The sequence below is a fragment of the Arthrobacter sp. NPDC080086 genome (assembly GCF_040702285.1).
In genome coordinates this window covers 16,738-42,808 of record NZ_JBFBKP010000014.1, presented here as the reverse complement: position 1 = coordinate 42,808, position 26,071 = coordinate 16,738, and the positions used below count along the sequence as shown (strand labels likewise).

The following is a 26,071-nucleotide window of genomic DNA, read 5'->3' as shown; positions in this document are numbered from 1 at the left end:
CGTTTCGTTGGTCGGTGCAGGACGTGCGGGAGCGTTTCGTCGGTCGGTGCCGGACATGCGGGAGCGTTTCGTCGATCGGTGCCGGAGGTGAGGGAGCGTTTCGTTGGTCGGTGCCGGACGTGCGGGAGCGTTTCGACGATCGGTGCCGGACGTGCGGGAGCGTTTCGTCGGTCGGTGCCGGACGTGCGGGAGCGTTTCGGGTTCGGGAGGGCCGGACGTGAGGGAGGGGTTAGAAGAGGCCGACCGGGTTGCCGTCGGCGTCGACGTCCATCCGCATCGCCGCCGGGACCTTCGGCAGCCCGGGCATGGTCATCACGGCGCCGGTGAGTGCCACGATGAAGCCCGCTCCGGTCTTGGGGATCAGGTCCCGCACGTGCACGGTGAAGCCCTTCGGTGCGCCCAGCCTGGCGGCGTCGTCGCTGAACGAGTACTGCGTCTTGGCCATGCACACGGGCATCGAGGACCAGCCGTTCTTCTCGATGTCCGCCAGCCGCTTCAGCGCCGGCACGGAGAATTCCACGCCGTCGGCGCCGTAGATTTCCTGGACGATGGTACGGATCTTGTCCTCCACCGACAGTTCCAGCGGGTACAGCGGGGCGAACCCATGCGGGGCCTCGATTGCTGCGGCAACCTTCGCGGCGAGCTCGTCGCCGCCGTCGCCCCCGCCGCCCCGGCCCCAGACATCCGCGACGGCGGCCTCGACACCCTCCGCCTTGCACCAGGCCAGCAGCCAGTCGAGCTCCTCCTGGCTGTCTGTGCCGAACTTGTTGATCGCCACCACCGGGGTGATGCCGAACTTGCCGATGTTGCGGACGTGCCGCTGCAGGTTCGCGACGCCGGCGGCGAGGGCATCGACGTCGGGCTCCTGCAACCGGTCCTTGGCCACCCCGCCGTGCATCTTGAGGGCGCGGACGGTGGCGACCACCACGACGGCGGACGGTGCCACGTCGCCCACCCGCGACTTGATGTCCATGTACTTTTCCGCGCCCAGGTCAGCGCCGAAACCGGCCTCGGTCACCACGATGTCCGCCAGGGAGCGGGCCGTCTGGGTGGCGATCAGGGAGTTGCAGCCGTGGGCGATGTTGGCGAACGGGCCGCCGTGAACCAGCGCGGGTGTGCCGGCGATGGTCTGCACCAGGTTGGGCTTGATCGCGTCCTTGAGCAGCATGGTCAGGGCGCCCTCGACGCCGAGGTCGGCAACGGTGACCGGCTCCCGGTCGTAGGTGTAGCCGAAGGTGATCCGGCCCAGCCGGGAGCGAAGGTCGTCCAGGTCCGTGGCGAGGCAGAAGACGGCCATGATCTCGGAGGCGACCGTGATGTCGAACCCGTCCTGCCGCGGCACGCCCTGGGTCGGGCCGCCGAGCCCGATCACGACCTCGCGGAGGGCCCGGTCGTTCATGTCCAGGACCCGCTTGAACGTCATGCGCCGAGGGTCGATGTTCAGCGCGTTGCCCTGATAGATGTGGTTGTCCACCAGCGCCATCAGGGCGTTGTTGGCGGAGGTGATGGCGTGGAAGTCGCCGGTGAAGTGCAGGTTGATCTCGTCCATCGGCAGCACCTGGGAGTAGCCTCCGCCGGTGGCGCCGCCCTTCATCCCCAGGATGGGGCCCAGCGAGGGCTCGCGCAGCGCGATCATGACCCGGTGGCCGGCGCGGGCCAGGGAATCGGCCAGGCCGACGGTGGTGGTGGACTTGCCCTCCCCGGCAGGGGTGGGTGACATGGCCGAAACGAGCACCACCTTGCCGCGGGCCGGAGTAGCGGCGCCGGTGAGCCGGGCCGGATCGATCTTGGCCTTGTACCGGCCGTAGTGTTCCAGCGCCTCGGGGTTGATCCCGGCGGCGGCCGCGACCTCGTCGATGGGCCGCATGGTGGCGCGCCGGGCGATCTCGAGGTCGCTGGGAACGGGCGCGGCGGGGGAGGTGGGGGCTGACATCGGCGTCCTTCGGCTCGTGGCGTGGATTCGCTGTGCCGGCGGTCCCGGCCAAGCGTCCGGCGGGGCTCCCGGTCAGGGAGCGGGCACCGCCGTGGTGCTTCGTGTTCCAAAATACTGGACCAGCGCGCCCTGGTAGCTCTCCAGCGTCAGCGCGGCCGTGTGGTGCCAGCCGAATCCCTGGGCGTGCACGGACGCCGCGCGGCCCATGTCTTCGCGGGTCAGCGGGTCGTCGTGCAGGGATTCGAGGGCGTCCGCCCAGTCCGAGGCCTTGTGCCCCTCCACCAGCAGCCCGGTCCTGCCGTCGAAGATGGCGCGGGAGAGTCCGCCCACCCGGGTGGCGACCACGGGGGTGCCGCAGGCCTGGGCCTCCAGTGCCACCAGCCCGAAGGATTCGCTGTAGGAGGGCATGACGACGACGTCGGCGGAGCGGTACCAGCCGGCCAGTTTCGGCGCGCTGACCGGCGGGTGGTGGGTGACGACGTCGTCCATCCCTGCGGCGGTGATCAGGGCCTTGAGGTCGAAGTCCTTCGCCCCGCTCACCGCGCCGAGGATGGTGACCTGCAGGTCAATGTCGGGGCGCCGGGCACGCAGCAGGGCTGCGGCCTTGATCAGGATTTGCGGGCCTTTCAGGCGCTGGATCCGGCCGGCGAAGAGCAGGTGGAAACGGCCCGGCGGCACGCCGTGGTCGCTGCGGGCCTTGGCCCGGAACGCCGGGGTGAAGACATCGAGGTCAACCCCGGGCGGGGCGACGTCAATCCGGTCCGGGTCCGCGTCGTAGTGCGAGACCAGTTCCGCAGCCTCCGCCGCGGTGTTCGCGATCAGGCGGGTGGCGCCGTCGACGATCCGGTGTTCGCCCTCTTCGCGGCGCCGCGGCTCGGGCCTTTCACCGGACTCCAGCAGCAGATTCTTGACCTTGGCCATGGTGTGCATGGTGTGGACCAGCGGCACGCCCCAAAGCTCCGACAGCTCCAGCCCCGCGACCCCCGAGACCCAGTAGTGCGAGTGGATCAGGTCGTACCGGCCGCGCGGCTGGTCGGCTTTGATCCGGTCGATCTCCGCGACCATCGTGTGCAGCAGCGCGGGTAGTTCCTCCTTGGGAACTTTCCGCGCCGGCCCGGCGAAGACGTTGTGCACGCACACGCCGGGGGAGGGGTGCTCGACGGCGGGCTGGTCCGCTGCGGTCGAGCGGGTGAAAATCTCCACCTCGACGCCGGATTCCGCGAGGGCTGCGGCCAGGGCCCGGATGTAGACGTTCATGCCGCCGGCGTCGCCGGACCCGGGCTGTTCCATGGGGGAGGTGTGCAGCGAGAGGAATGCGACCCGACGGACCAGCGGCATCGTGGTGTCCTTCCTCTCAGGGTGCGGTTCCCGGCGTTCCGGGGACGTGGATTCGGTAAAACACTACTCCTGCGGAGGCTCGGATTGCCGCCCGGGACCCGGCCGGCCGGCGCCCGCGGGTGCCCCGCCGTGCCCCGTCCGAGCCCCGCTGATACGGTGGCCGCTGTGAGCACCGTTGACAAGGCCCCGCAGGAAACCGCCGACTGGATCATCAGGGACGCCACGGACCGCGACTGGCCCGGCATCTGGGAAATCCTGGAGCCGGTAATCCGTGCCGGTGAGACCTTCACCTGGGACCGGGACACCACCGAGGACGCTGCGCGGTCCAAGTGGGTCAAGACGGCGCCGGGCCGCACCTTCGTCGCCGTGGGCACAGGCGAGCACGACGGCGTCGTGCTGGGCACGGGGGAGCTGCACGCCAACCAAGGTGGCGGCGGGCGCCACGTGGCGAATGCGGGCTACATGGTGCGGGCCGGGTTTGGTGGCCGCGGCCTGGCCCGCGCGCTCTGCACCTACTCCCTCGACGCCGCCCGCCGGGAGGGCTTCCGGGCCATGCAGTTCAACGCCGTGGTGGAAACCAACGTCAGGGCGGTCGCCGCCTGGCAGGGCATGGGCTTCACCATCCTGGCCACCATTCCCGAAGCCTTCCAGCACCCGGAGCAAGGGTTCGTGGGCCTGCACGTCATGCACCGGATGTTGTAGGCACGTCCGCTCCCACGCAGGCTTTCCCCTCCGCCGGGTTTTCCCTCAACGGCCCGGTGAGTCCTGCCACAGCGCGGCGAGCCGGGGGAAGGCCGCCTCGTACCCGGCCAGCAACCTCGCGGCCAGTACCTCGGAGTCGACCAGCGGGTGGCGGGCGAAGGCGGTCAGCGCGGCTTCCCTTCGTGCCGATCCGGAGATAGCGCTGGAACCGCCGCCGGCGGTGCCGTCGCTCCCCTGAACACCCGACCGTGAGCCAGGCCCCGGCGTCGTGGCCCGGACCACCAGCCGCTCGACCTCTTTCACCCGGCGCATCAGGTCCAGCTGCGCCTGGGCCGGGCGGTCCTGGGCGAGCGGAACGACGCCGTCGGCATTGACGCGGCACGGCACCTCGACGACGGCGTCCGCCGGCAGGCCCGGGATCGCAGGACCCCCGCCTCCGCCGGGCCCTGTGGGCGGCAGGGTGTTGGGGACGTTGAGGATCAACTCCGTCTCCCGGCCGCCGGAGAGCGCCCGCATCAGGGCCAGCGCCACCCTCTCGTACCCGCCCCCGGCGAGATCCTCCTCGTCCCGGTGTTCGCCGCCTGGCCTGGCCTCGGCGAGGTAGCCCTCCTCGCGGGACCGGCGCGCGGCGTCCCACAGCGCGTAGGCCTCCGCCCCCGCCCCGGCCAGCCGCGGGTACAGCCCGGCCTGCTGCCGGTGGATGGACTCGCCGCGGGTCTCCGCCGCGGACCGCATCGCGGCGGCGGCCTGCCCTGCGGCGTAGTAGTAGAAGAGGTACTCGTTCGGCAGGCAGCCCAGCCCGGCCAGAAGTTCCGGGGAAAAAAGGCGGCCCTCCTCGACCCCGGCCAGTTTCCGCGGATCGGCGAGCAGTTCCGGCAGGAGGTCCCGGCCGCCGGACTCAAGCCGGTACAGCCAGCCGAGATGGTTCAGCCCGTAATAGCCCACCCCCGCCAGAACGCCGTCCGGCAGCGCTACCCCGGCGGCCCGCGCTACCCGACGGGCCAGGCCGCCGGCGGAATCACAGATCCCGACCACCTTCGGCCCCAGCACCGGGATCAGGGCCTCCGTGACCATCCCGGCCGGGTTGGTGAAGTTCACCAACCAGGCCCAGGGACACAACCGCCGCATCGCCGCGGCGAGCTCGAGCATCGGGGGGATGCTCCGCAGCGCGTACGAGATCCCACCCGCGCCGGTGGTTTCCTGTCCCAGCAGCCCCGCGCCCTGAGCCACCCGTTCGTCCGCCACCCGTCCCGCGGTTCCGCCCGGGCGGATGGCGGCGAAGACCATGTCCACCCCGGTGAGGGCCAACTCCAGGGACGTGGAGGTCCGAACCGCCGGGGCGGGCGCACCGTCCGGAAGCCCGGCCCGGAACGACGCCAGCACCGCCCCGATGGCCTCCAGCCGGTGCGCATCGACGTCGTACAGCACGCACTCCTGCACCAGCCCGGCGTACGGGCCGGTGCAGAGCGCCCGGTAAATGAGCGGCACCCGGAACCCGCCGCCGCCGGCAACCATGAGCCGCATGCCAGCAGTGTAGGCCAGTCCGCCGGCGGCGGGGGAGGGGCGGACCAAAGCCGCTACCGGGACCGGGCCGGCGGGCGTACCCTGCGGAGTATGGACGCGATTCCAGCGCCGCGTTTCGATCCGCTTGCCGCCGTCCGCTCCCCGGCGGCCTTGGGATTCGACGTGCTGCTGACGGGCACCGTGTTCCAGGACATCATTTTCACCGGACTGCCGCACGCGCCGCGGCCGGGAACCGAGATCTGGAGCGAGGGCATGGGCAGCTGCCCGGGCGGGGTGGCGAACCAGGCCATCGCCGCGGCCCGGCTGGGATTGCGGACGGGCCTCGCGGCGGTCTTTGGCGACGACGGGTACGGCGAGGAGAACTGGAAGATCCTGGCCGGGCAGGAGCATGTGGACCTCTCGCTGTCCCGCCGGATTCCCGGCTGGCACTCGCCCGTCACCGTGTCCCTCAGCGTGGAAAAGGACCGGTCCATGATCACCCACGGCCACCCGGCGCCCGTCTCCGCCACCGAACTGATCGGGTCACCGCCGCTCGCGCTCGCCGCCGTCGCCGACCTCGCCGAGGAGATGGAACCGTGGGCCGTGGCCGCGCACCGGGCCGGCGTCCGGCTCTTCGGCGACGTCGGCTGGGACCCCACGGAAACCTGGGCGCGGGCGCGGCTGGAGAACCTGCGCTACTTCCACGCCTTCCTGCCCAACCAGCAGGAGGCGATGGCCTTCACCGGCAAGGACAACCCATGGGCGGCGCTCTACGCGCTCGCGGACCGGGTGCCGGTGGCCGTGGTGACCCTCGGCGCGCAGGGTGCCATGGCGGTGGACTCGGAGAGCGGCGAGGAGGAATGGGTGCCGTCGCTTCCCGTCACCGCCTTTGATCCCACCGGTGCCGGCGACTGTTTTGCCGCGGCGTTCATCGTGGGCTGCCTGGCCGGCTGGCCGCTGGGGGACCGGCTGCGCTTTGCCAATCTCTGCGCCGCCCTGGCCGTGCAGCACGTGGGAGGTTCCCTCGCCGCACCGGGCTGGGGCGACCTCGCCGACTGGTGGCAGCGGGCCAACGCCCGGAAGGAACGTCAGGGCAGCCAGTGGCTGCGCCGCTACCGTTTCCTCGAGGAGATCGTGCGTGATGTCCCGCCGGCGGCGCAGCGTCGGGCCGCGGCTACCATCGCGCACCTCTCGGACGCGTAGGACGGCTAGGACGGCGAAGACGCGGGGGCGGGAGCACGGACCCTGCCCCGGAATTCAGCCGCGTCCGGGGCCACCCGTAGAATCGTTAGGTGATATCCCCAGCAGCATCAGGAGAGTCCCAGCCGTCCGCGGACGCCGCGCCGGCCCGCGCGGAGGAACGGTCTGCGGTCATCGACCTCGCCGCGGTCCGGCACAATGTCCGGCGGCTCGCCGCCGTCGCGTCCCCGGCGAAGGTGATGGCCGTGGTGAAGGCGGACGCCTACGGCCACGGCGCCATCCCGGTGGCCCGCGCCGCGCTCAGCGCCGGTGCCAGCTGGCTGGGCGTCGCCCACATCTCCGAGGCCCTCGCCCTCCGCGCCGCCGGCATCGACGCGCCGCTGCTGGCCTGGCTGCACACCCCGGACAGCAACTTCGCCGCCGCCGTCGCCGCCGGCATCGACATCGGCTGCTCCGGCTGGGAGCTGGGCCGGATCGTCGCGGCCGCCCGCGAACAGGAACGCCCCGCCCGGGTCCATCTCAAGGTGGACACCGGCCTGGGCCGCAACGGCGTGACCCTCGCGGCCTGGGACTCGCTGCTCGGTGAGGCCCTCGAGTTTCAGGACCAGGGCCTGCTGCGCGTGGTCGGGATCTTCTCCCACCTGGCCGTTGCGGACGAGCCCGAGCGGCCGGAAACCGATGCGCAGCTCGCCGTCTTCCGCGACATCCTGGCCATGGCCCAGGACGCCGGCGTCGACCCCGAGGTCCGCCACCTCGCGAACACCCCGGCCACCCTGTCCCGGCCGGACACGCATTTCGACCTGGTCCGGGTCGGGCTGGGCATCTACGGCCTCTCGCCGTTCGAGGACCAGGGCGCCGAGGACGTTGGGCTCCGCCCGGCCATGACCCTGCGCACGGTGGTGGCCCATTGCAAGGACGTCCCCGCCGGCCAGGGCGTCTCCTATGGTTTGAACTACCGCACTGCCGGCCCCAGCACCCTGGGCCTCATTCCGCTGGGCTACGCCGACGGCGTCCCTCGCATTGCCACCGGCGGACCTGTCCGGGTGGGGGAGCGGACGTACCCGGTGGTGGGCCGGATCGCAATGGACCAGATGGTGATCGACCTGGGTCCGCTGGAGGTCTCGGCGGGCGGGACGTCGCTGCTGGGCGAGGAGGCCGTCCTGTTTGGCGACGGCGCCGACGGCGGGCCCACCGCCGAGGACTGGGCCCGCGCCGCCGGGACCAACAACTATGAGATCGTCACACGGATCAGCACCCGGGTGCCGCGCCGCTACATCAACGAGGCCCCCGACTCCGACGGCGGGGAGTCGCTGTGAGCGCGCCGGTGTGGGAGCGCAGCGTCGAGGTCGCCACCGCCGCCCAGACACAGGAGCTGGCCGCCGCCCTCGGCGCCGAACTGCGGGCCGGGGACCTGCTGGTGCTCACCGGGGAACTCGGCGCCGGCAAGACCACGTTTACCCAGGGCCTGGGTGAGGGGCTCGGCGTGCGCGCCGGCATCATTTCACCGACGTTCGTGCTGGTCCGGATCCACCCCAACCTGCCGGATGGACCCCGCCCCGGCGGTCCGGACCTGGTCCACGTGGACGCCTACCGGCTGGAGTCCGCCGCCGAGATCGACGACATCGACCTCGAAAACACCATGGACTCCGCGGTGACCGTGGTGGAGTGGGGCCGGGACCGGGTGGAGCACCTGAGCGAGAGCCGCCTGGAAATCGACCTGCACCGCAGGCTGGGAAGCAGCCCCGGCGGAGGCCACCGGCCCGTCCCCGAAGCGGACACCGCCCCGGACGACGTGCTCGACTTCGAAGACGAGGACGACGACGGGCCCCGCACCGTGGTCTTCCGCGGCTTCGGCCCGCGCTGGGCCGAACCGCCCGCGGCCCTGCCTGCCGGCCCGGACGCAACGCGCACCCAGGAAGAGGACTAAATGCTGATTCTCGCCATCGACACCTCGGCGGTTGCCAGCGCGGCCCTCGTCTCCGACGATTCCCTGGAATCCGTGGTGGGCTGCTTCGCCACCGAGGACACCCGCAGCCACGCCGAGGTCCTCGCCCCCGGCATTGCGAAACTCCTGACCGGCGCCGGCCTCACCGGCGCCGACCTCGACGCGGTGGTCACCGGCGTCGGCCCCGGACCCTTCACCGGCCTGCGCTCGGGGATCGTCACCGCCCGGACCCTCGCGAACGTCTGGGGCAAGCCGCTGTACGGCATGATGAGCCTGGACGCGATCGCCCTCGAGGTGGCAGAGTCCATCGACAGCGCCGCCGAGTTCCTGGTGGCCACCGACGCCCGGCGCCGCGAGGTGTACTGGGCCCGGTACACCTTGGCCACCGGGCAGCTTCCCGAGCTAGCGGACGGACCCCACGTCGGCTTCGCCTCCGAGCTGCCGGAGCTGCCGGTCTACGGTGCCGGTGCCGGGCTGTACGCCGACCAGGTACGCGCCGTCGCCGGTTTCGCCGAACGCCAGCCCGAGGCGGTGTCCCTGGGCCAGTTCGCCCTCGCACGCCTGGCCGCCGGGGAAGAACTGCCCGACACCACGCCGCTCTACCTGCGCGAATCCGACGCCCAGGTGCCCGGGCCGCGGAAGCGCGCGCTGTGACCGCCGGGGCACCCGCCGCCGGCTCCGGACCGGCTAGCGGGGGCGTGACCCTGCGGCCCATGACGGCCGCCGACATCCCTGCCGTCCACGCCCTGGAGGTCCGGCTCTTCCCCGTGGACGCGTGGCCGTTGCAGATGTTCGGCGACGAGCTCTCGCAAACCGACACCCGCCACTACCTCGTGGCCGAGGCCGACGGCGGGATCGTGGGCTACGCCGGACTGATGTGCATCGAGCCCATCGCGGACGTCCAGACGATCGCCGTCGTCCCCGAGCAGGAGGGCCGCGGGATCGGCTCGGCCCTGCTGACCCGGCTGATCGCCGAGAGCCGCCGGCGCCGCGCCGCGGACGTGCTGCTCGAGGTCCGGGCCGACAACCCGCGCGCCCAGCAGCTCTACCGGCGCTTCGGCTTCGAACAGATCCACATCCGGCCGCGCTACTACCGCGACGGCGTCGACGCCCTGATCATGCGCCTGACCCTGACCGGCCCGGAAACCGCCGGCCACACGCCGGACGATAACCCTGAGGAGACAGGCCAGGCATGAACAACGCTCCGCACAGCCAGCAGCCGCTGGTGCTCGGCATCGAATCCTCCTGCGACGAGACCGGCGTCGGCATTGTCCGCGGCACCCGTCTGCTCGCGAACACCGTGTCCTCCTCGATGGAGGAACACGTCCGCTTCGGCGGCGTCATCCCCGAAATCGCCTCCCGCGCCCACCTCGACGCCTTCGTTCCCACGCTGACCGAGGCGCTGGCCGCCGCAGAGGTGGCCCTGGACGACATCGACGCGATCGCCGTGACCTCCGGACCCGGCTTGGCCGGGGCCCTGATGGTGGGGGTCTGCGCGGCCAAGGCGCTGGCCGTGGCCACCGGGAAGCCGCTCTACGCGATCAATCACCTGGTGGCGCACGTGGGCGTCGGGCTGCTGGACACGGACGGCGCAGGCGGTCCCGGACAGCCGGCGGCCCTGCCCGACAACCTTGGCGCCCTCCTGGTCTCCGGCGGGCACACCGAGATCCTGCGCATCCGCAGCATCACCGACGACGTGGAACTGCTCGGATCGACGATCGACGATGCCGCCGGTGAGGCCTACGACAAGGTGGCCCGGCTGCTGGGCCTGGGCTACCCCGGAGGCCCGGCCATCGACAAGCTGGCGCGCACGGGCAACCCCAAGGCCATCCGCTTCCCCCGCGGGCTCACCCAGCCCAAGTACATGGGGACCGCGGAGGAGCCCGGCCCGCACCGCTACGACTGGTCGTTCAGTGGCCTGAAAACCGCCGTCGCGCGCTGCGTCGAACAGTTCGAGGCCAAAGGCCAGGAGGTGCCGGTGGCCGATATCGCCGCGGCATTCCAGGAGGCGGTGGTGGATGTCATCACGGCCAAGGCGGTGCTCGCCTGCCGCGAGAACGGCATCACGGAGCTGCTGCTGGGCGGGGGAGTGGCGGCCAATTCCCGGCTCCGGGAGCTCACCGAGCAGCGCTGCACCTCGGCCGGAATCCGGCTGACCGTGCCGCCGCTGAGCCTCTGCACGGACAACGGGGCCATGGTGGCCGCCCTCGGGGCGCAGCTGGTGATGGCCGGGACGGCGCCCAGCAGGATCGGTTTCGCGCCGGATTCGTCGATGCCGGTCACGTCCGTCTCCGTCTAACCCGGGCGGAGGGTTAGAGGCGAAGGGCCCGGCCGGCATCCCGGCCGGACCACGCCGTCGGGCGGGAGGCGTCAGGCCGCCGGGCCCTGCCGCATCTGCTTGACCAGGTCCAGTACGACGGCGCGCAGGTCGCCGCCGTGTTCGGCGGCGACGCGGCGCTGCCGCTGGTAGCCGGCCCCGCGGTCGATGATTTTCGCGACGTCGCCCAGTTCCGCGGCGCAGCCCAGCTGCTCGGCGATCGGGGCGAGCCGGTCCAGGGTCTCCCGAAGGTGGTCCGTGACGAGCTGTTCGTTCCCCTCGGCGTCGAGGATGATGATCGCGTCCAGGCCGTACCGGGCGGCGCGCCACTTGTTCTCCTGCACGTGCCAGGGCGGCATGGTGGGGATAGTCCCGCCGTTGTCCAGGATGGTGGAGAACTCGTGGACCAGGCACTGGGTCAGGGCCGCGATCGCGCCGACCTCCTCCAGGGTGGCCAGGCCGTCGCAGATGCGCATCTCGATGGTGCCAAGGTTGGGCACGGGCCGGATATCCCAGCGGATCTCGGAGAGGGCGTCGATCACCCCGGTGGTGAACATGTCCTGGACGTAGGACTCGTAGTCCTCCCAGCTGCCGAACTGGAACGGCAGGCCCGCGGTGGGCAATTGCTGGAACATCAGGGCCCGCTGCGAGGCGTAGCCGGTGTCCTCGCCGCCCCAGAACGGGCTGGAGGCGGAGAGGGCCTGGAAGTGCGGGAAGTAGTTGACCAGGCCGTCGAGCACCGGCAGGACCTTGTCGCGGCTGTCCAGGCCGATGTGGACATGGACCCCATAGATCACCATCTGCCGGCCCCACCACTGGGTGCGGTCGATCAGCTTGGCGTAGCGTTCCTTGTCCGTCACCGGCTGCAGCTGCGGCGGGCTGAACGGATGGGAACCGGCGCAGAAGACCTCCACGCCCATCGGGTCCGTGACCTCACGGAGCGCGGCGAGGGATCCCGCCAGGTCCGCCTTGGCCTCAGCCACCGTGGTGCAGATCCCCGTGACCAGCTCCACCGTGTTGAGCAGCAGCTCCTGCTTGATGTGCGGGTGCTCGTCGTCCTCGTTGAGTTCCGGGTGCCGGGCGGCGACGCTGCGCAGCACCTCCTTGGCCACCGAGGCGAGTTCGCCGGTCTCGGCGTCGACGAGGGCCAGCTCCCATTCGACGCCGAGTGTTGACTGCCTGGATGAAGCGAACTCGATCTTCATGCGGTCCCTTCGCTGTAGTGGCGGCGCTCGCCGGTGGTTATGTGCGCCGTCACCGCCGCCGGGGCGGCGAGCGGGGGTATGGCAACAATGTCCCAAGTCTAGTGCAGGGGTAGCATCGAGCTGGTGGTCAAGTTACAGCTGATGCGTGAGAGTCTTCACAACCGGAACCTGTTGCCCGTGACCGCGGCGCTGCTGGCGGGGCTCGTGCTCCCGGCCGCCGGATGCTCCGCCCCGGCCGCCCCAGGCACCGGCCCCGCCGGGCAGTCCGGCCAACCCTCCGCCCCCTCCGCGCAGCCCCTCGGCTGGGGACCCGAGCAGGCCGACGCCGACGCCGCCGCCCGGGCGGCGGCGGGAATGTCCCTGGAGCAGAAGGCGGGCCAGGTCCTGCTGGCCTCCTTCGTCGGGCTCGACGTCGAGGCGCACGCCAAGACGGTGGAACGGCTGCACCTGGCCGGGTCGATCGTGATGGGCGACAACGTTCCCGCGACGGCGACCGGCCAGGTGGACACCACCGCCATGCGCGCCGCCACCGACCGGCTGCAGCGGGCGGCCCGTGCCGACGGCCGTGGCTGGCCCGGCCTGATCGGCGTCGACCAGGAAGGTGGGCTGGTGGCCCGCCTGCGCGCCCCGCTGACCGAATGGCCGGCCCCTATGAGCTTCGGCGCCGCCGGCAGCGACCCGCTGGCCACCGACGCCGGGCGGGCCCTCTCGGCCGAACTGGCAGGGGTGGGCTTCAACGTCGACTTCGCCCCCGCTGCGGACGTCACCATGGGTCCGGCGGATCCCACGATCGGTGCCCGCTCGTTCTCCGGCAGCCCGGACACTGCGGCCGCCGTCGGGACCGCGTTCTCCAAGGGCATGCTGGATGCCGGCGTGCTGCCCGCGGCCAAGCACTTTCCCGGCCACGGGTCCGTCAGCGTCAACTCGCACCAGGGACTCCCGGTCCAGGGCGCCAGCCTGGACCAGCTCCGGTCCCGTGACCTCAAGCCCTTCCAGGCGGCGATTGACGCGGGCCTGCCCATGGTGATGACCGGCCACATAGCCGTGCCCGCCCTCCAGCCCGGAGTCCCCGCCTCCGTCTCGGCCGCCTCCTATGCCGAATTGCGCCGCATGGGGTTCAGGGGCGTGGCGGTCACCGACGCCATGAACATGGGTGCCGTTACGGAGCAGTTCCCCAACGATTCGTCCGCGCCCCTGGCGCTCGCGGCGGGGGCGGACCTGATCCTGATGCCCGCCTCGGTGGACACCGCGCACGCCGCGATTGTCTCCGCCGTCCGCAAGGGCAGCCTGCCGGCCGCACGCCTGGACGAGGCCGCGCGCCGCGTCGTGACCATGCAGCTCTGGCGCGGACGCAGCCAGCCGGCCCATGCCTCGGCGCCCGGCAGTGGATCGGCCCTCTCCGAGAAGGTCTCGCAGGAGGCCATCACGGTGCTGTCCGGGCCGTGCAAGGGTCCGATCGTGCCCGCGAGCGTCCGGGTGACCGGCGGCACGGAGCAGGACCGGGCCCGCTTCGCTGCCGCCGCCCGGCAGGCCGGCATCGGTGTCGGGTCCGGCCCGGTGGTGGCGCTCATCGGCTATGGCGAGGGCCCCGTGACGGCCGACGTCGCGGTGGCCCTTGACGCGCCCTGGCCGCTGGAGAAGTCCGCTGCCCCGGCCAAAATCGCCCTCTACGGCCGGAGCCGGGAAGCCTTCGAAGCCCTCGCGGCGGTGCTGGGCGGCAAGGCGCCGGCGCCGGGGAAACTGCCGGTGGCCGTGGGCGCGCAGGGCCCGGGGGCCGGCTGCGCCTAGGCGCTGAATCTGGGAGCTGCACCAGAGAGCTGGACATGGCCGCTGTCCCTAGGCAGGGTACGGTCCCGCCCGGTGGCGTTTAATGGAGCGGTGCCTATCCTGAACAAAGACATGACGCTGTGTATCTCGCTCTCGGCCCGCCCAAGCAACAACGGGACGCGCTTCCACAACCACCTGTACGAGCAGCTCGGCCTGAACTGGATCTACAAGGCCTTCGCCCCCACGGACCTGGGCCAGGCGATCGCCGGGGTCCGCGGGCTGGGGATCCGCGGCTGCGCCGTGTCGATGCCGTACAAGGAGGACGTGATCGACCTCGTGGACGTCATGGACCCGTCCGCGAAGGCCATCGACTCGGTCAACACGATCGTCAACGACGGTGGCACCCTCACCGCCTACAACACCGACTACACCGCCATCGAACAGCTCCTGCAGCGCAACGCCGTGCCGGTGGACTACTCCGTCTGGCTCCGCGGTGCCGGCGGCATGGCGAAGGCGACGGCGGCCGCGTTGCGCGACGCCGGGTTCCGGGACGTCACCATCATTGCCCGCAACGAGGACGCCGGCCGGGCGCTCGCCGACCTCTACGGTTTCGCCTGGCGCGCCGACGTTCCGGCCCAAGGCGATGGTGTGGACCCCGCCGCGCTGCTGATCAATGTCACGCCCATCGGCATGGCGGGCAGCGCCGAGGCGGACGCCCTGGCCTACCCGCAGTGGGCGGTGGAGGAAGCCGAGGTGGTATTCGACGTCGTCGCCCTGCCCGCCGAGACGCCGCTGATCAAGGCCGCCCGGACCGCCGGGAAGAAGGTCATCACGGGCGCCGAGGTGGCCACCATCCAGGCGCTGGAACAGTTCGTCCTCTACACCGGCATCCGTCCCAGCGAGGAGCAGGTCCGGGCCGCCGAGGAGTTCATGCGCGCCCAGTAAGGTCGCCGCCCGGCGCTACAGAGCCCTACGGGGCGACTGGACGTACCGCGACGGCAACCCGGTCCTCGCCGATCCGGGTGAGGACCAGTGTGGCCTTGTTCTTGGCCTTCTTCGCGGCCCGGCCGCCGGGCAGCAGCTGCCCGCGCAGTTCCTCCGGGGTCACGGCCACGCCGCGCTTCTTGATCTCGAGCACGCCGATACCGTTCTCCCTGACCCAGGCTTTGAGGGCCTTGACGTTGAGTGGCATCACCTCGAGGACCTCATAGGCGCGGGCGAACGGGGTGTCCTGCAGTTCGGGGGCGCAGATGTAGGCGATGTGCTCGTCCACCAGGTGTCCGCCGAGCCGGAGCGCGACGTCGGCCACCAGTCCGGCGCGGATCACGGCCCCGTCGGGTTCGTAGAGGTACCCGGATACCGGGCCCACGGGGGCCGCCGGGCCGCCGTCGAAATCCTCGACGCTGGTGAGCTCCGCCGCGCCCCGCGGGCCGAGCACCAGCGCGGCGCGGCGGATGCCCGGGCGGCGGACGGAGTTGAACCACAGGGCGACCTCGGTGACGTCGCCGCCCACCGAAACCCACTGTGCCTCGCAGTCCGCGGGAATTGCGGTGTGGGGGATCCCGGGGCCCATCTTCACGCCGACGGCGCGGCCGGAGGCGGCCAGCGACTCCACAAAGGACAGCGGCGGGGAAAAGTCTTCCGGGTCCCAGAGCCTGGTGGTGCCCGAGGTGGACGTGGTCCGGCGGGCCGGGTCCAACCAGACCCCGTCGATCCCGTCCAGCGGCACGGATTCCGCGTCGGCGTGCACCACGGTGGCGTTCCGGAACGGGATCAGGTTCATCGTGGCGCAGGCAGCGGTGGTCTCATCCAGTTCCACCGCGGTCACGGTCAGGTCCAGGGACGCCAGGGCCATCGCATCGGCGCCGAGCCCGCAGCCCAGGTCCGCGACGTGGGTGACCCCCGCCTCCGCGAAACGCTGGGCGTGCCGGGCGGCGACCGTGAGCCGGGTGGCCTGCTCCAGGCCGGCACGGGTGAAGATCATCTGCCGGGCGAATTCGCCGAACTTGGCCTCCGCCTTGGTCCGCAGCCGGGACTGCGTCAAGGCCGCGGAGACCAGATCCGCCGGGTGGCCTGCCTTGCGGAGCGCCGCGTTGAGCTGGAACGCCTCCTCCTCCCGGTACGGGCCCAGCGAGGACAGCAGTTCCCACCCCGCCGGATTGAGCAGTGGTGCGATCTGGTCCTGCGGTGTCTCAGCCATGCCATCGATCGTAGTTCAGGCCCGGGAACCCCGCGGCGCCCACTAGGCTTGACGGCATGAAGGACAGGAACACGGAAACCGATGGAACGGCGGCGGGGGAGGCCCCGGGCCGTCGGGGATTGGCCCGCTACGCCCGCCCGGCGCTGATCGCCGGCGTCGTGGCCGCCGTCGTCTGCGCCGCGTTGCTGGTGATCATCTTCCTCCTCGACACCTTCAATGCCACGGTTTACTCGGTGGACGGCAAGGACGTCGCGGACGCCACCGACGAGGCCCGGGCCATCCGCGACACCTACGCCGGGGTCCGGATCGGCAGCATCATCTTCCTGATCGCCGGCCTCCTCGCGGCCCTGGCCGGCGGCTTCCTGCTCTACCGGACGCGCAACGACGCGCCCCGGGTGGACGAGGACGACGACGGGCTGGAGTGGGACTACGACGACTTGGCGGGGGAGTAGCCGGGCTGCTTGCCCATCCGGACATCAGGCGGCCGTTCGCCACAGATGAACTTCTGGCACTCACCTTGACCGAGTGCTAACTCCTTACATAGAGTCGTCATTAGCACTCCCCCTAGGCGGGTGCTAACACCAAAGCATCAGCTGCCAGGCTGCTGCCGGCACCGCGACGACGGTCTGTACGCATGGCACCACCGCTTTGAAGTCCATGAATTTGCTGACGAAAAGGAGAGGTCCGAGTGTCGGTCTCTATTAAGCCTCTTGAGGATCGTATTGTTGTCCGCCCGCTCGAAGCCGAGCAGACCACGGCCTCCGGCCTGGTTATCCCGGACTCCGCGCAGGAGAAGCCGCAGGAAGGCGAAGTTGTCGCGGTAGGCCCCGGCCGCTTCGATGACAACGGCAACCGCGTTCCCGTCGACGTTGCCGTTGGCGACGTCGTCATTTACTCCAAGTACGGCGGAACCGAAGTCAAGACCGGCGGTGTCGAGTACCTCGTACTGTCCGCCCGCGACGTTCTGGCGATCGTCGTAAAGTAACTCTCTTGGATCCCCGCGCCGCCGGACCGTCAGTGATGAACGGGACGGCTGCGCGGGGTTCTTTCGTGAAAGGACAACACCATGGCAAAGCAGCTCGCGTTTAACGACGCTGCCCGCCGGTCCCTCGAGGCCGGTATCGATAAGCTCGCCAACACCGTCAAGGTGACGCTCGGCCCCCGCGGCCGCAACGTCGTGCTGGACAAGAAGTGGGGCGCCCCCACGATCACCAACGACGGCGTGACCATCGCCCGCGAGGTTGAGCTGGACGACCCCTACGAGAACCTGGGCGCGCAGCTGGCCAAGGAGGTCGCCACCAAGACCAACGACGTCGCCGGTGACGGCACCACCACCGCAACGGTGCTGGCGCAGGCCCTGGTCAAGGAAGGCCTGCGCAACGTTGCCGCCGGCGCCGCCCCGGGCCAGATCAAGCGCGGCATCGAGGTCTCCGTCGAGGCCATCGCCGCCCGCCTGCTGGAGAACGCCCGTCCGGTTGAGGGCACCCAGGTGGCCAACGTTGCCGCCATCTCCGCGCAGAGCGACGAGGTCGGCGAACTGCTGGCCGAGGCGTTCGGCAAGGTCGGCAAGGATGGTGTGATCACCATCGAGGAGTCCTCCACCACGCAGACCGAACTCGTCCTTACCGAGGGCATGCAGTTCGACAAGGGCTACCTGTCCCCGTACTTCATCACCGACGCGGACCGCCAGGAAGCCGTCCTCGAGGACGCCCTCATCCTGATCAACCAGGGCAAGATCTCTTCGCTGCAGGACTTCCTGCCGCTGCTGGAGAAGGCCCTGCAGGCCTCCAAGCCGCTCTTCATCATTGCCGAGGACGTCGACGGAGAGGCCCTGTCCACGCTGATCGTCAACCGCATCCGCGGCACCCTGAACGTCGTCGCCGTCAAGGCTCCCGGCTTCGGTGACCGCCGCAAGGCCATGCTGCAGGACATCGCGACCCTGACCGGCGCGCAGGTCGTCTCCCCGGAACTGGGCCTCAGCCTGGACACCGTGGGCCTGGAGGTCCTCGGTACCGCGCGGCGTATCACCGTCACCAAGGACAACACCACGATCGTCGACGGTGCCGGTTCTGCCGAGGACGTCGCGGCCCGTGTCGCACAGCTGCGCGCCGAGCTGACCCGCACCGACTCGGACTGGGACAAGGAAAAGCTGCAGGAACGCCTGGCCAAGCTGGCCGGCGGCATCGGCGTGATCAAGGTCGGCGCCGCCACCGAGGTCGAGCTGAAGGAAAAGAAGCACCGCATCGAAGATGCCGTGTCCTCCACGCGCGCCGCGCTGGAAGAGGGCATCGTCTCCGGCGGCGGTTCGGCCCTTGTCCACGCCCTCAAGGCCCTCGACGAGGACCCGACAGTCAAGGCGCTCGACGGCGACGCGGCAGCAGCCGTGGGCATCGTTCGCCGGGCACTGACCCAGCCGCTGCGCTGGATCGCCCAGAACGCCGGCTTCGACGGCTACGTCGTTGCCGCTCGGGTGGCGGACTCGGCCGTCAACCAGGGCTTCAACGCGAAGACCGGTGAGTACGAGGACCTGATCGCCGCCGGCGTGATCGACCCCGTCAAGGTCACCCGCGCCGCCCTTCGGAACGCTGCCTCCATCGCCGCGCTGGTTCTCACCACCGAGACCCTGGTGGCGGAGAAGCCGGCCGACGAAGACGAGCACGCCGGCCACCAGCACTAGGCCAACGTGTAGTTCCGGCTGCACCACGTGCACCATCTGCATCAGAGAGAGGACGCCCCGGCATTGCGCCGGGGCGTTCTTTCTGCTTTCCCGGCTGCGACGGGAGAACATGGCCGGTTCACAAGCTCCTCACAGTCCGCTCTGCTTAACTCGCTGGGTGCACCCCGGCGGCTGGCACCCCCGGCGCACCTTCCGTAGAGTGGAACACTTAGGTTTCGGCGGCCCGATGCAGGCCGTACGTGGTGAGGAATTTTGATGACGCAGCAGGCGGGGCTCCAGGAAGCGGCTCCCACGGGCGTTCCGGCCCGTCCCAACCGGAAACCCGGCTACCGGCCCGAGATCCAGGGGCTGCGGTCGCTGGCTGTCCTGATGGTGATGACCTATCACATCTGGTTTGGCCGGGTCTCCGGCGGTGTGGACGTGTTCCTGCTGGTGTCGGCTTTCCTCATGACCCTTCAGTTCGTGGGACGTTACGACGACGGGCGTCCGACCGCCCTGGTCAAACACTGGCTGCATCTCTTCCGCCGCCTCATCCCGGCGGCCGTCGTCGTGGTGGTCGCCACGCTGGCGGCGATGATCTTGTTCCTTCCTCGGACCCGGTGGCTGGACATCGTCGGCCAGGGTTGGGCGTCCCTGGTGTATTCCGAAAACTGGCTGCTGCAGGCCCAGGCCACCGACTACTACGCCTCGGACCACTCCTCGGCCAGCCCCTTCCAGCATTTCTGGTCGCTGTCCATCCAGGGGCAGGTGTTTATCCTGTGGCCCCTGATCTTTGTGGGTGCCGCGCTCCTCGCCAAGCGCTTCCGCCTGAAGTATCGGGCGCTGTTGGCCTACGTTTTCGGGCTCATTTTTGCCGTCTCCCTCGTGTACTCCATCGTCTTCACCGCGGCCAGCCAAACCGAGGCTTACTTCGACACCGGCGCCCGCCTCTGGGAATTCGCGCTCGGATCGCTCGTGGCGCTGGTCCTTCCTCTGCTCCGGATCCCGGCGCCGTGGCGGGTGCGTCTCGGGTGGCTTGGCATCGCCGCGATGTTGAGTTGCGGCTTCCTGCTGGACGTCCAGGCGTCCTTCCCCGGCAGTATCGCGCTGTGGCCCACCCTGGCCGCCGCCTGCGTGATCGTCGCCGGTCAGACCGGTAGCCGGTTCGGGGCGGACCGGATTCTCAGTTCCCGGCCGCTGGTCCGCCTCGGGGACATGTCCCACGCGATGTATCTCTGGCATTGGCCGCTCTTGGTCGTTGCGCTCGCGGTGCAGCAGCGCGGCCACGCCGGTCCAGTCACGGGTTCGGCGATCATCGTAACCACCATAGCGCTGGCCTACCTGACCACCCGGTTCGTGGAGCGCCCGTGGCGGCAGTGGAAGTGGCCGGAGGTGAGGCGGCGCCGGACGTCGCTTGCGATCGTGGCCGCCCTCACGGTCGCCGCCGTCCCGCTGGCCGGGCTCCAGTTGGCGTTGTACTTCGAGAATCAGGGCATCCTGGCCAAGGCCGCGCGGAATAATCCCGGCGCCCGTGCGCTGCTGCCGGACTTCACAGAGCAGGCCGACGCCGACGCGGCCCTCCTTCCCGCGCCGGAGAACTTGGGCAAGGACTGGGCCAGTTTGCCGCAGCCGTGCAGCGGTACACTCGAGCCCCAGAATGCCACCCTCCGCGGAGTGTGCAACGAAAACACCCAGAACGGGAATTCGGCGAAGAGGGTTCTCGTCCTCGGCGACTCGCACGCAGAACAGTGGCTCCCCGCCCTGAAACCGGTGAGTGATGAGAAGGGATGGCGGCTCTACGCCATGCTGATGGGCGGCTGCAAGCCCGGCACAACTGCGCAGAACGCCAATGCCGATTGCGACAAGTTCAACGCCGCCGTCACCGCGGAGGTCAGGCGCAACCCGCCGGATGCGATCGTGGTGGTGGGCACCGCGGCGTCGCCCTCGTCAAACGGTGAAACGCTGATCCCCGGTCTGGAGTCCAGCCTCGATACGTGGACCGGTCTCGGAATCCAGGTGATCCTGCTGCGGGACAACCCGCGGTTCGAATTCAACATGGCCGATTGTGTCGTGACGAAGGGGAAGGACGACACGGCGTGCCTGCCGGCCAAGAGTGGACTCTTCGCCGCAGATAATCCGCTCGACACCCTGGCGGACAGAGCCCCGAACGTCGTCACACTGGATATGACCGACCTCATCTGCCGTGAAAACGACTGCCCCGGCGTCGTGGGCAACACCTTCGTCTACCTGGATGACAACCACCTCAGCCGCACCTATTCGGCGAGCATGGCCCCGATGGTCAAGGACCGGCTGCTCTCCGCTACCGGCTGGGAGTAGCGCTGCTGCGCCCCTGGCGGGGTCGGGCACCGCGGGGGTGCCGCCGGGTCACCACCCGGTAGAAAAGGAGCACGGCCACCGCGGCCACCACCAGTCCGGCGAGGTTGATGAACAGCTGCACGGCCGAGCCCGCCGCCTTCTGGTACTCGCCCAGCACCAGCGCCACCGCGACGAACCCCGCCGCCGGCACAGTGGTCACCGAGATGAACACACCCACCAGGGCGGTGGAACGGCGGCTGATCACCGACAGCATGCCTGCCACCCCGGCCAGAAGTGCCACGATCAACGAGTACGGTCCCGGGTGGTAGATGAACTCGACGGCGGACCCGGTGTCCAGCGCGGACGTGGGAAAGAGCCCCAGCGGAACGGACAACCACGCGGTGAAGGCCGCCGCGAGCATCGCAACCGGGAATCCGACGCCGAGGGCCAGGGCCGCACTGCGCCCGAGCCGCCACTGCCGCCGCACCAGCGCCACCGCCAGCGCCGCGAGCGGCCCGAATTCCGGACCGACGGCCATCGCTCCGACGATGGCGATGGTGGAGTCGGTGACGATGCCGATCGCCGCCAGCTGGGTGGCGAGAACCAGGAAGGCCAGGAAACTCCAGGTCAGCTTGGCATCGTCCCCGGTCTGCCGGGAGACCTCGTCCCAGATCATCGCGTCCGCGCCCTCGCCCGGCGCCTCAGCGACTGCGCGGTCGGCCCGGTCGGAGAGCAGGAGCTCGGGGGTGGTGACGGAGATGGAGCCCGCGCGCTGCACACCCAGTGACTGAAGCCTCTCCAGCAGCGGATCGACGGCTTCCCGGGCGATCATCACCTGCAGCACGTCACCCTCGGGCACCAGCGAGGTCCCCGGATGCAGCGCCACCTCCGCCACACCTTCCGCATCCGAGCAACACTCGACGACGGCGGAGGTCAGCTCCGCCGGAACGCTTATTCGCACCGTGACGATCACCGGCGGCCTCCTTCGACCCGTTCAGAGTAGCCGGGGGAATGCGGCGGGGTACTCAGCCGCGCGGCCTCAAGGAGTGCATCCTCAGGCGCAGCCGCAATTAGTAAGCACTCTGGCGATTGGCGAACGAAATTACGGTTCGGTAACATTGTTGGTTCGGAATCCTGCCCACAATGTCGATGAATCACCCCGAGGGGTCCCGCGTGTCAGAGCTGCGAATCAATCCCACCCGGCCGCATGCGCCGGCCGGGTCTCCGGCGAGCCGTAAAACGGGCTACCGCCCGGAGGTCCAGGGGCTGCGCGCCCTGGCCGTCCTCATGGTCGTGACCTACCACGTCTGGCTGGGCCGGGTCTCGGGAGGCGTGGACATCTTCCTGCTCATCTCGGCCTTCCTCATGACCCTGAGCTTCGCCCGCAAGGTCGAGGCCGGGAAGCCGCTGCGCCTCGTGCACCACTGGCTCCACCTGCTGAAGCGGCTGCTGCCCGCCGTCGTCGTGGTGGTGCTCGCCGTGCTCGCCGGGACCTGGGCGATCCTCCCCGCCAGTCGCTGGCCCGATGTCCTGAGCCAGGCCTGGGCCTCCCTCTTGTACCGGCAGAACTGGCTGCTCGCGGACACCGCCGTCGACTACTACGCCCAAGACCATTCGGGTGCGAGCCCGCTGCAGCACTTCTGGTCCCTCTCCATCCAGGGGCAGGTCTTCGTGCTGTGGCCGCTGATCTTCGCCGGAGCGGCGCTGCTCCGCCGGGCACTGAACCGCTGGACTCCACTGGGGACAAAGGGCGTCAGCTACCCGCTGCTGCTCGCGGTGGCCTTCGGTGCGGTCTTCGCCGCGTCACTCGTCTATTCCATCGACCAGACCGCCAGCAACCAGGCCTACGCGTACTTCGATACCGGGGCCCGCCTCTGGGAGTTCGCCCTGGGCTCGCTGCTCGCCCTGGCCCTGCCGCACCTGAAGCCTGGCAAGGCGCTGCGCGTGGTGCTGGGCTGGGCCGGCCTCGTGGCCATGCTCTCCTGCGGACTGCTCCTGACCGTCGACCGGTCCTTCCCCGGCTTCATCGCCCTCTGGCCCACGCTGGCCGCCGCCGCCATCATCGTCGCCGGGCAGAGCGGAAGCCGGTTCGGCGTGGACCGGCTCCTTACCTGGCGGCCGCTGGTGGCCCTTGGCGACAACTCCTATGCGCTGTACCTCTGGCACTGGCCGCTGCTGGTGCTGGCCCTGGCCGGGTGGGGGATCACCGCGCCGGACCTCTGGCAGGGCCTGGCCATCGTCGCCGTCTCCATCGCGCTGGCGGTGCTGACCACCCGTTATGTGGAGAAGCCGCTGCGCGAATGGCACTGGCCGCAGAGCCGGGCCTGGCGCTCCGCCGTCGTGATCGCCGCCTGCGGGGCCCTGCTGGCCGCCCCGATCACCCTCTGGCAGGGTCGCATCAGCGCGGATGAGGCCGCCGCCGCCGCGCAGCCGCGGGACCTCACCCCCGGGGCCGCCGTCCTGGCGCCGGAAAACGCCGGCAAACCCACGCCGGAGGCGAAGATCATTCCCGCGCCGCAGGCGATGAAAAACGAATGGGCGGACATCGACGGCCTCTGCACGGACGCGAACGTGCCCAGCAACCCGCTGCTGCAGGGTTGCCTGCAGAACAGCCGCCCCGAGCATGTGACCAAGCGGATCGTGGTGCTCGGCGACTCGCACGCCCAGCAGTACATGGCCGCCCTCGGCCCGGTCGCCAAAAGCCACGGCTGGGAGGTCGTCACCCTGCTCAAGGGCAACTGCCGGTTCGGCGGCGAATCGGACCAGCGTGACGCCGACTGCAACGCCTTCAACAAGGCCAGCGCCGAGTACGTCCTGGAACATAAGCCGGATGCGGTGTTCACCGTCGCCTCCCTGACCCACAAGGACGCGCCCTACGAGACCGAGGTTCCGCAGTACCTTGAGGGCATCAAACCCTTCACCGACGCCGGGATCGACGTCGTCGGGATCCGGGACAACCCCCGCTTCACCCAGAACATGCCCGAATGCGTCCAGAAGAAGGGCGCCGACGCCGCCGCGTGCAACGTCCCGCTCCAGGAGTCCCTGGCCGCCGCCTCGCCGCTGGATGACTACCGCGGCAAGGTGCCCCGGCTGCACCTGATGGACATGAGCGACTTCATCTGCGCCAACGGCACCTGCCCCGCCGTGGTGGGCAACGTCTACGTCTACAAGGACGACAACCACCTGACCAAGACCTATGTGCAGACCATGATCCCCATGTTCGAGGAGCGTCTGCTCGCGGCGACCGGCTGGAGCTGAGCGGCGCCTGCGCGCCGTCGCGGCGCCTGTGTGCCCCCGGCCGGCACCCCGGATGAAGTGGCTCACACCCGCCGCCCGGAATATGGGGATCGGCGCCAAGGTTCTACTATTTATTCAACACTTCTGCACAGGCCACGCCCGTAATGACGGGCTGGTCATCTGCTGCAACCCCTACCCGTGAAACCCAGAAACCCAAGGTAAGAGGCGCACTCATGACCCAGCCCGAACACGACCCCTTTGGCTTCGTCGGCCTGACCTACGACGACGTTCTGCTCCTGCCGGGGCACACCAACGTCATCCCCTCCGACGCCGACACCTCCTCCCGGATTTCCAAGCGCATTTCCGTGAAGACCCCGCTGCTCTCGGCCGCGATGGACACGGTCACCGAGTCCCGCATGGCCATCGCCATGGCCCGCCAAGGCGGCCTCGGCGTCGTCCACCGCAACCTCTCGATCGCCGACCAGGCGGACCAGGTGGACCGGGTCAAGCGCAGTGAATCCGGCATGATCACCAACCCGCTGACCATCGGCCCCGAGGCCACCCTGGCCGAGCTCGACGAGATCTGCTCGCACTACCGCGTCTCCGGCCTCCCCGTCGTGGACGAGGGCATGCGGCTGCTCGGCATCGTCACCAACCGCGACACCCGCTTCGTTCCCGAGGCAGACTTCGCGATCCGGCTGGTCAGCGACGTCATGACCAAGATGCCTCTGGTCACCGGCCACGTGGGCATCAGCCGCGAGGAAGCCTCCCACAAGCTGGCCACCAACAAGATCGAGAAGCTGCCGCTGGTCGATGACCAGGGCCGGCTCAAGGGCCTGATCACCACCAAGGACTTCACCAAGGCCGAGCAGTACCCGCTGGCCACCAAGGACGACGAGGGCCGGCTCCGCGTCGGCGCCGCCATCGGCTTCTTCGGCGACGGCTGGGAACGCGCCATGGCCCTGATTGACGCCGGCGTCGACGCCCTGTTCGTGGACACCGCCAACGGCCACTCGCAGGGCGTGCTGGACATGATCCGCCGCCTCAAGTCGGACCCGGTGGCCGCGCACGTGGACGTCATCGGCGGCCAGGCAGCCACCCGCGAAGGAGCGCAGGCCCTGATCGACGCCGGCGCCGACGGCATCAAGGTCGGCGTGGGTCCCGGCTCCATCTGCACCACCCGCGTCGTCGCCGGCGTCGGCGTCCCGCAGATCACCGCGATCTACGAGTCCGCCAAGGCCGCCATCCCCGCCGGCGTGCCGCTGATCGCCGACGGCGGCCTGCAGTACTCCGGCGACATCGGAAAGGCCCTGGTCGCGGGCGCCGACACCGTCATGCTCGGCTCCCTGCTGGCCGGCTGCGACGAGTCCCCGGGCGACCTGATCTTCGTCAACGGCAAGCAATTCAAGCTCTACCGCGGCATGGGCTCCCTCGGCGCCATGCAGACCCGCGGCAAGAACACCTCCTACTCCAAGGACCGGTACTTCCAGGCCGACGTCTCCGGCGATGACAAGCTCATCCCCGAAGGCATCGAGGGCCGGGTGGCCTACCGTGGCCCCCTCGCCTCCGTGGCCTACCAGCTGGTCGGCGGCCTCCGCCAGACCATGTTCTACACCGGCGCCCCCACGGTCCCCGAGCTGAAGGCCCGCGGCAAGTTCGTCCGGATCACCCCGGCCGGGCTGAAGGAATCCCACCCGCACGACATCCAGATGACGGTCGAAGCGCCCAACTACGGCGCACGCTGACCCGAAC

21 protein-coding genes are annotated in these 26,071 nt (G+C 70.1%); 15 read left to right on the top strand and 6 right to left on the bottom strand.

The annotated features are described in order from the left end of the window. Positions 1–229: 229 nt before the first annotated feature. Together AB0305_RS07505 and mshA are read right to left on the bottom strand one after the other, a co-directional pair. Positions 230–1,933, bottom strand: a complete 1,704-nt coding sequence (locus AB0305_RS07505; protein WP_364133260.1) for a formate--tetrahydrofolate ligase — start codon at positions 1,931–1,933, stop codon at positions 230–232. Between the two features lie 72 nt (positions 1,934–2,005). Beyond that, positions 2,006–3,271, bottom strand: coding sequence for a D-inositol-3-phosphate glycosyltransferase (gene mshA, locus AB0305_RS07500; RefSeq protein ID WP_364133257.1), 1,266 nt, complete (start codon positions 3,269–3,271; stop codon positions 2,006–2,008). Positions 3,272–3,436: 165 nt separating this feature from the next. On the opposite strand from mshA, the gene AB0305_RS07495 reads away from it, so the two are divergent. Beyond that, positions 3,437–3,973, top strand: a complete 537-nt coding sequence (locus tag AB0305_RS07495) for a GNAT family N-acetyltransferase (protein WP_364133255.1) — start codon at positions 3,437–3,439, stop codon at positions 3,971–3,973. A gap of 45 nt (positions 3,974–4,018) precedes the next feature. On the opposite strand, the gene AB0305_RS07490 is transcribed toward AB0305_RS07495, so the two are convergent. Then, the gene (locus tag AB0305_RS07490; RefSeq protein WP_364133252.1) at positions 4,019–5,497 is read right to left on the bottom strand and encodes a 6-phospho-beta-glucosidase; all 1,479 of its coding nucleotides are present in this window, start codon (positions 5,495–5,497) and stop codon (positions 4,019–4,021) included. Between the two features lie 90 nt (positions 5,498–5,587). Between AB0305_RS07490 and AB0305_RS07485 the strand changes: the two genes are divergently transcribed. The 6 genes from AB0305_RS07485 (at position 5,588) to tsaD (ending at position 10,920) form a co-directional block, all read left to right on the top strand. Then, positions 5,588–6,679 carry a carbohydrate kinase family protein gene (locus AB0305_RS07485; protein ID WP_290255871.1) on the top strand — a complete coding sequence of 364 codons (1,092 nt, stop codon included), beginning with the start codon at positions 5,588–5,590 and terminating at the stop codon, positions 6,677–6,679. A gap of 89 nt (positions 6,680–6,768) precedes the next feature. Beyond that, positions 6,769–7,992, top strand: a complete 1,224-nt coding sequence (gene alr, locus AB0305_RS07480; RefSeq protein ID WP_364133249.1) for an alanine racemase — start codon at positions 6,769–6,771, stop codon at positions 7,990–7,992. Beyond that, the gene (gene tsaE / locus AB0305_RS07475; protein WP_364133247.1) at positions 7,989–8,603 is read left to right on the top strand and encodes a tRNA (adenosine(37)-N6)-threonylcarbamoyltransferase complex ATPase subunit type 1 TsaE; all 615 of its coding nucleotides are present in this window, start codon (positions 7,989–7,991) and stop codon (positions 8,601–8,603) included. Before alr ends, tsaE begins: the two co-directional genes overlap by 4 nt. After that, positions 8,604–9,275 (top strand): tRNA (adenosine(37)-N6)-threonylcarbamoyltransferase complex dimerization subunit type 1 TsaB, encoded by a 672-nt coding sequence (gene tsaB / locus AB0305_RS07470; protein WP_364133244.1) that lies wholly within the window; start codon positions 8,604–8,606, stop codon positions 9,273–9,275. Positions 9,276–9,334: 59 nt separating this feature from the next. After that, the gene (rimI, locus tag AB0305_RS07465) at positions 9,335–9,817 is read left to right on the top strand and encodes a ribosomal protein S18-alanine N-acetyltransferase (protein ID WP_364133242.1); all 483 of its coding nucleotides are present in this window, start codon (positions 9,335–9,337) and stop codon (positions 9,815–9,817) included. Beyond that, entirely contained in the window at positions 9,814–10,920 is a 1,107-nt protein-coding gene (tsaD, locus tag AB0305_RS07460; RefSeq protein WP_364133239.1) for a tRNA (adenosine(37)-N6)-threonylcarbamoyltransferase complex transferase subunit TsaD, read from the top strand. Before rimI ends, tsaD begins: the two co-directional genes overlap by 4 nt. A 71-nt stretch (positions 10,921–10,991) precedes the next feature. On the opposite strand, the gene AB0305_RS07455 is transcribed toward tsaD, so the two are convergent. Then, a complete protein-coding gene (locus AB0305_RS07455; RefSeq protein ID WP_364133237.1) occupies positions 10,992–12,143 on the bottom strand; it encodes a glutamate--cysteine ligase in 1,152 nt (383 codons plus the stop codon). Between the two features lie 141 nt (positions 12,144–12,284). Between AB0305_RS07455 and AB0305_RS07450 the strand changes: the two genes are divergently transcribed. Both AB0305_RS07450 and AB0305_RS07445 read left to right on the top strand, forming a co-directional pair. Further along, positions 12,285–13,931 carry a glycoside hydrolase family 3 N-terminal domain-containing protein gene (locus AB0305_RS07450; RefSeq protein WP_366172294.1) on the top strand — a complete coding sequence of 549 codons (1,647 nt, stop codon included), beginning with the start codon at positions 12,285–12,287 and terminating at the stop codon, positions 13,929–13,931. Between the two features lie 90 nt (positions 13,932–14,021). Then, complete coding sequence (locus AB0305_RS07445) at positions 14,022–14,855, top strand: shikimate 5-dehydrogenase (protein ID WP_364133233.1); 834 nt, start codon at positions 14,022–14,024, stop codon at positions 14,853–14,855. Between the two features lie 25 nt (positions 14,856–14,880). Here AB0305_RS07445 and AB0305_RS07440 read toward each other — a convergent pair whose 3' ends face one another. After that, on the bottom strand, positions 14,881–16,110 hold the full coding sequence (locus tag AB0305_RS07440; RefSeq protein WP_364133231.1) for a class I SAM-dependent methyltransferase: 1,230 nt from the start codon (positions 16,108–16,110) through the stop codon (positions 14,881–14,883). Between the two features lie 56 nt (positions 16,111–16,166). On the opposite strand from AB0305_RS07440, the gene AB0305_RS07435 reads away from it, so the two are divergent. The 4 genes from AB0305_RS07435 (at position 16,167) to AB0305_RS07420 (ending at position 21,103) form a co-directional block, all read left to right on the top strand. Then, positions 16,167–16,562 carry a hypothetical protein gene (locus AB0305_RS07435; RefSeq protein ID WP_364133228.1) on the top strand — a complete coding sequence of 132 codons (396 nt, stop codon included), beginning with the start codon at positions 16,167–16,169 and terminating at the stop codon, positions 16,560–16,562. 236 nt (positions 16,563–16,798) lie between these two features. After that, positions 16,799–17,095: a co-chaperone GroES gene (gene groES / locus AB0305_RS07430; protein WP_056737866.1), complete on the top strand. Its 297-nt coding sequence runs from the start codon at positions 16,799–16,801 to the stop codon at positions 17,093–17,095. An 81-nt stretch (positions 17,096–17,176) separates the two neighbouring features. After that, the gene (groL, locus tag AB0305_RS07425) at positions 17,177–18,787 is read left to right on the top strand and encodes a chaperonin GroEL (RefSeq protein ID WP_290255861.1); all 1,611 of its coding nucleotides are present in this window, start codon (positions 17,177–17,179) and stop codon (positions 18,785–18,787) included. 255 nt (positions 18,788–19,042) lie between these two features. After that, positions 19,043–21,103, top strand: coding sequence for an acyltransferase family protein (locus AB0305_RS07420; RefSeq protein ID WP_364133225.1), 2,061 nt, complete (start codon positions 19,043–19,045; stop codon positions 21,101–21,103). Here the strand turns inward: AB0305_RS07420 and AB0305_RS07415 are convergent. Next, positions 21,087–22,055, bottom strand: a complete 969-nt coding sequence (locus AB0305_RS07415; RefSeq protein ID WP_364133222.1) for a DUF389 domain-containing protein — start codon at positions 22,053–22,055, stop codon at positions 21,087–21,089. The two genes, AB0305_RS07420 and AB0305_RS07415, sit on opposite strands and share 17 nt — an antisense overlap. 209 nt (positions 22,056–22,264) lie before the next feature. Here AB0305_RS07415 and AB0305_RS07410 point away from each other — a divergent pair, with 209 nt between their 5' ends. Continuing rightward, positions 22,265–24,340, top strand: a complete 2,076-nt coding sequence (locus AB0305_RS07410) for an acyltransferase family protein (protein ID WP_364134634.1) — start codon at positions 22,265–22,267, stop codon at positions 24,338–24,340. A 212-nt stretch (positions 24,341–24,552) separates the two neighbouring features. Next, positions 24,553–26,064 (top strand): IMP dehydrogenase, encoded by a 1,512-nt coding sequence (gene guaB / locus AB0305_RS07405; protein WP_364133219.1) that lies wholly within the window; start codon positions 24,553–24,555, stop codon positions 26,062–26,064. Positions 26,065–26,071 lie beyond the last annotated feature (7 nt).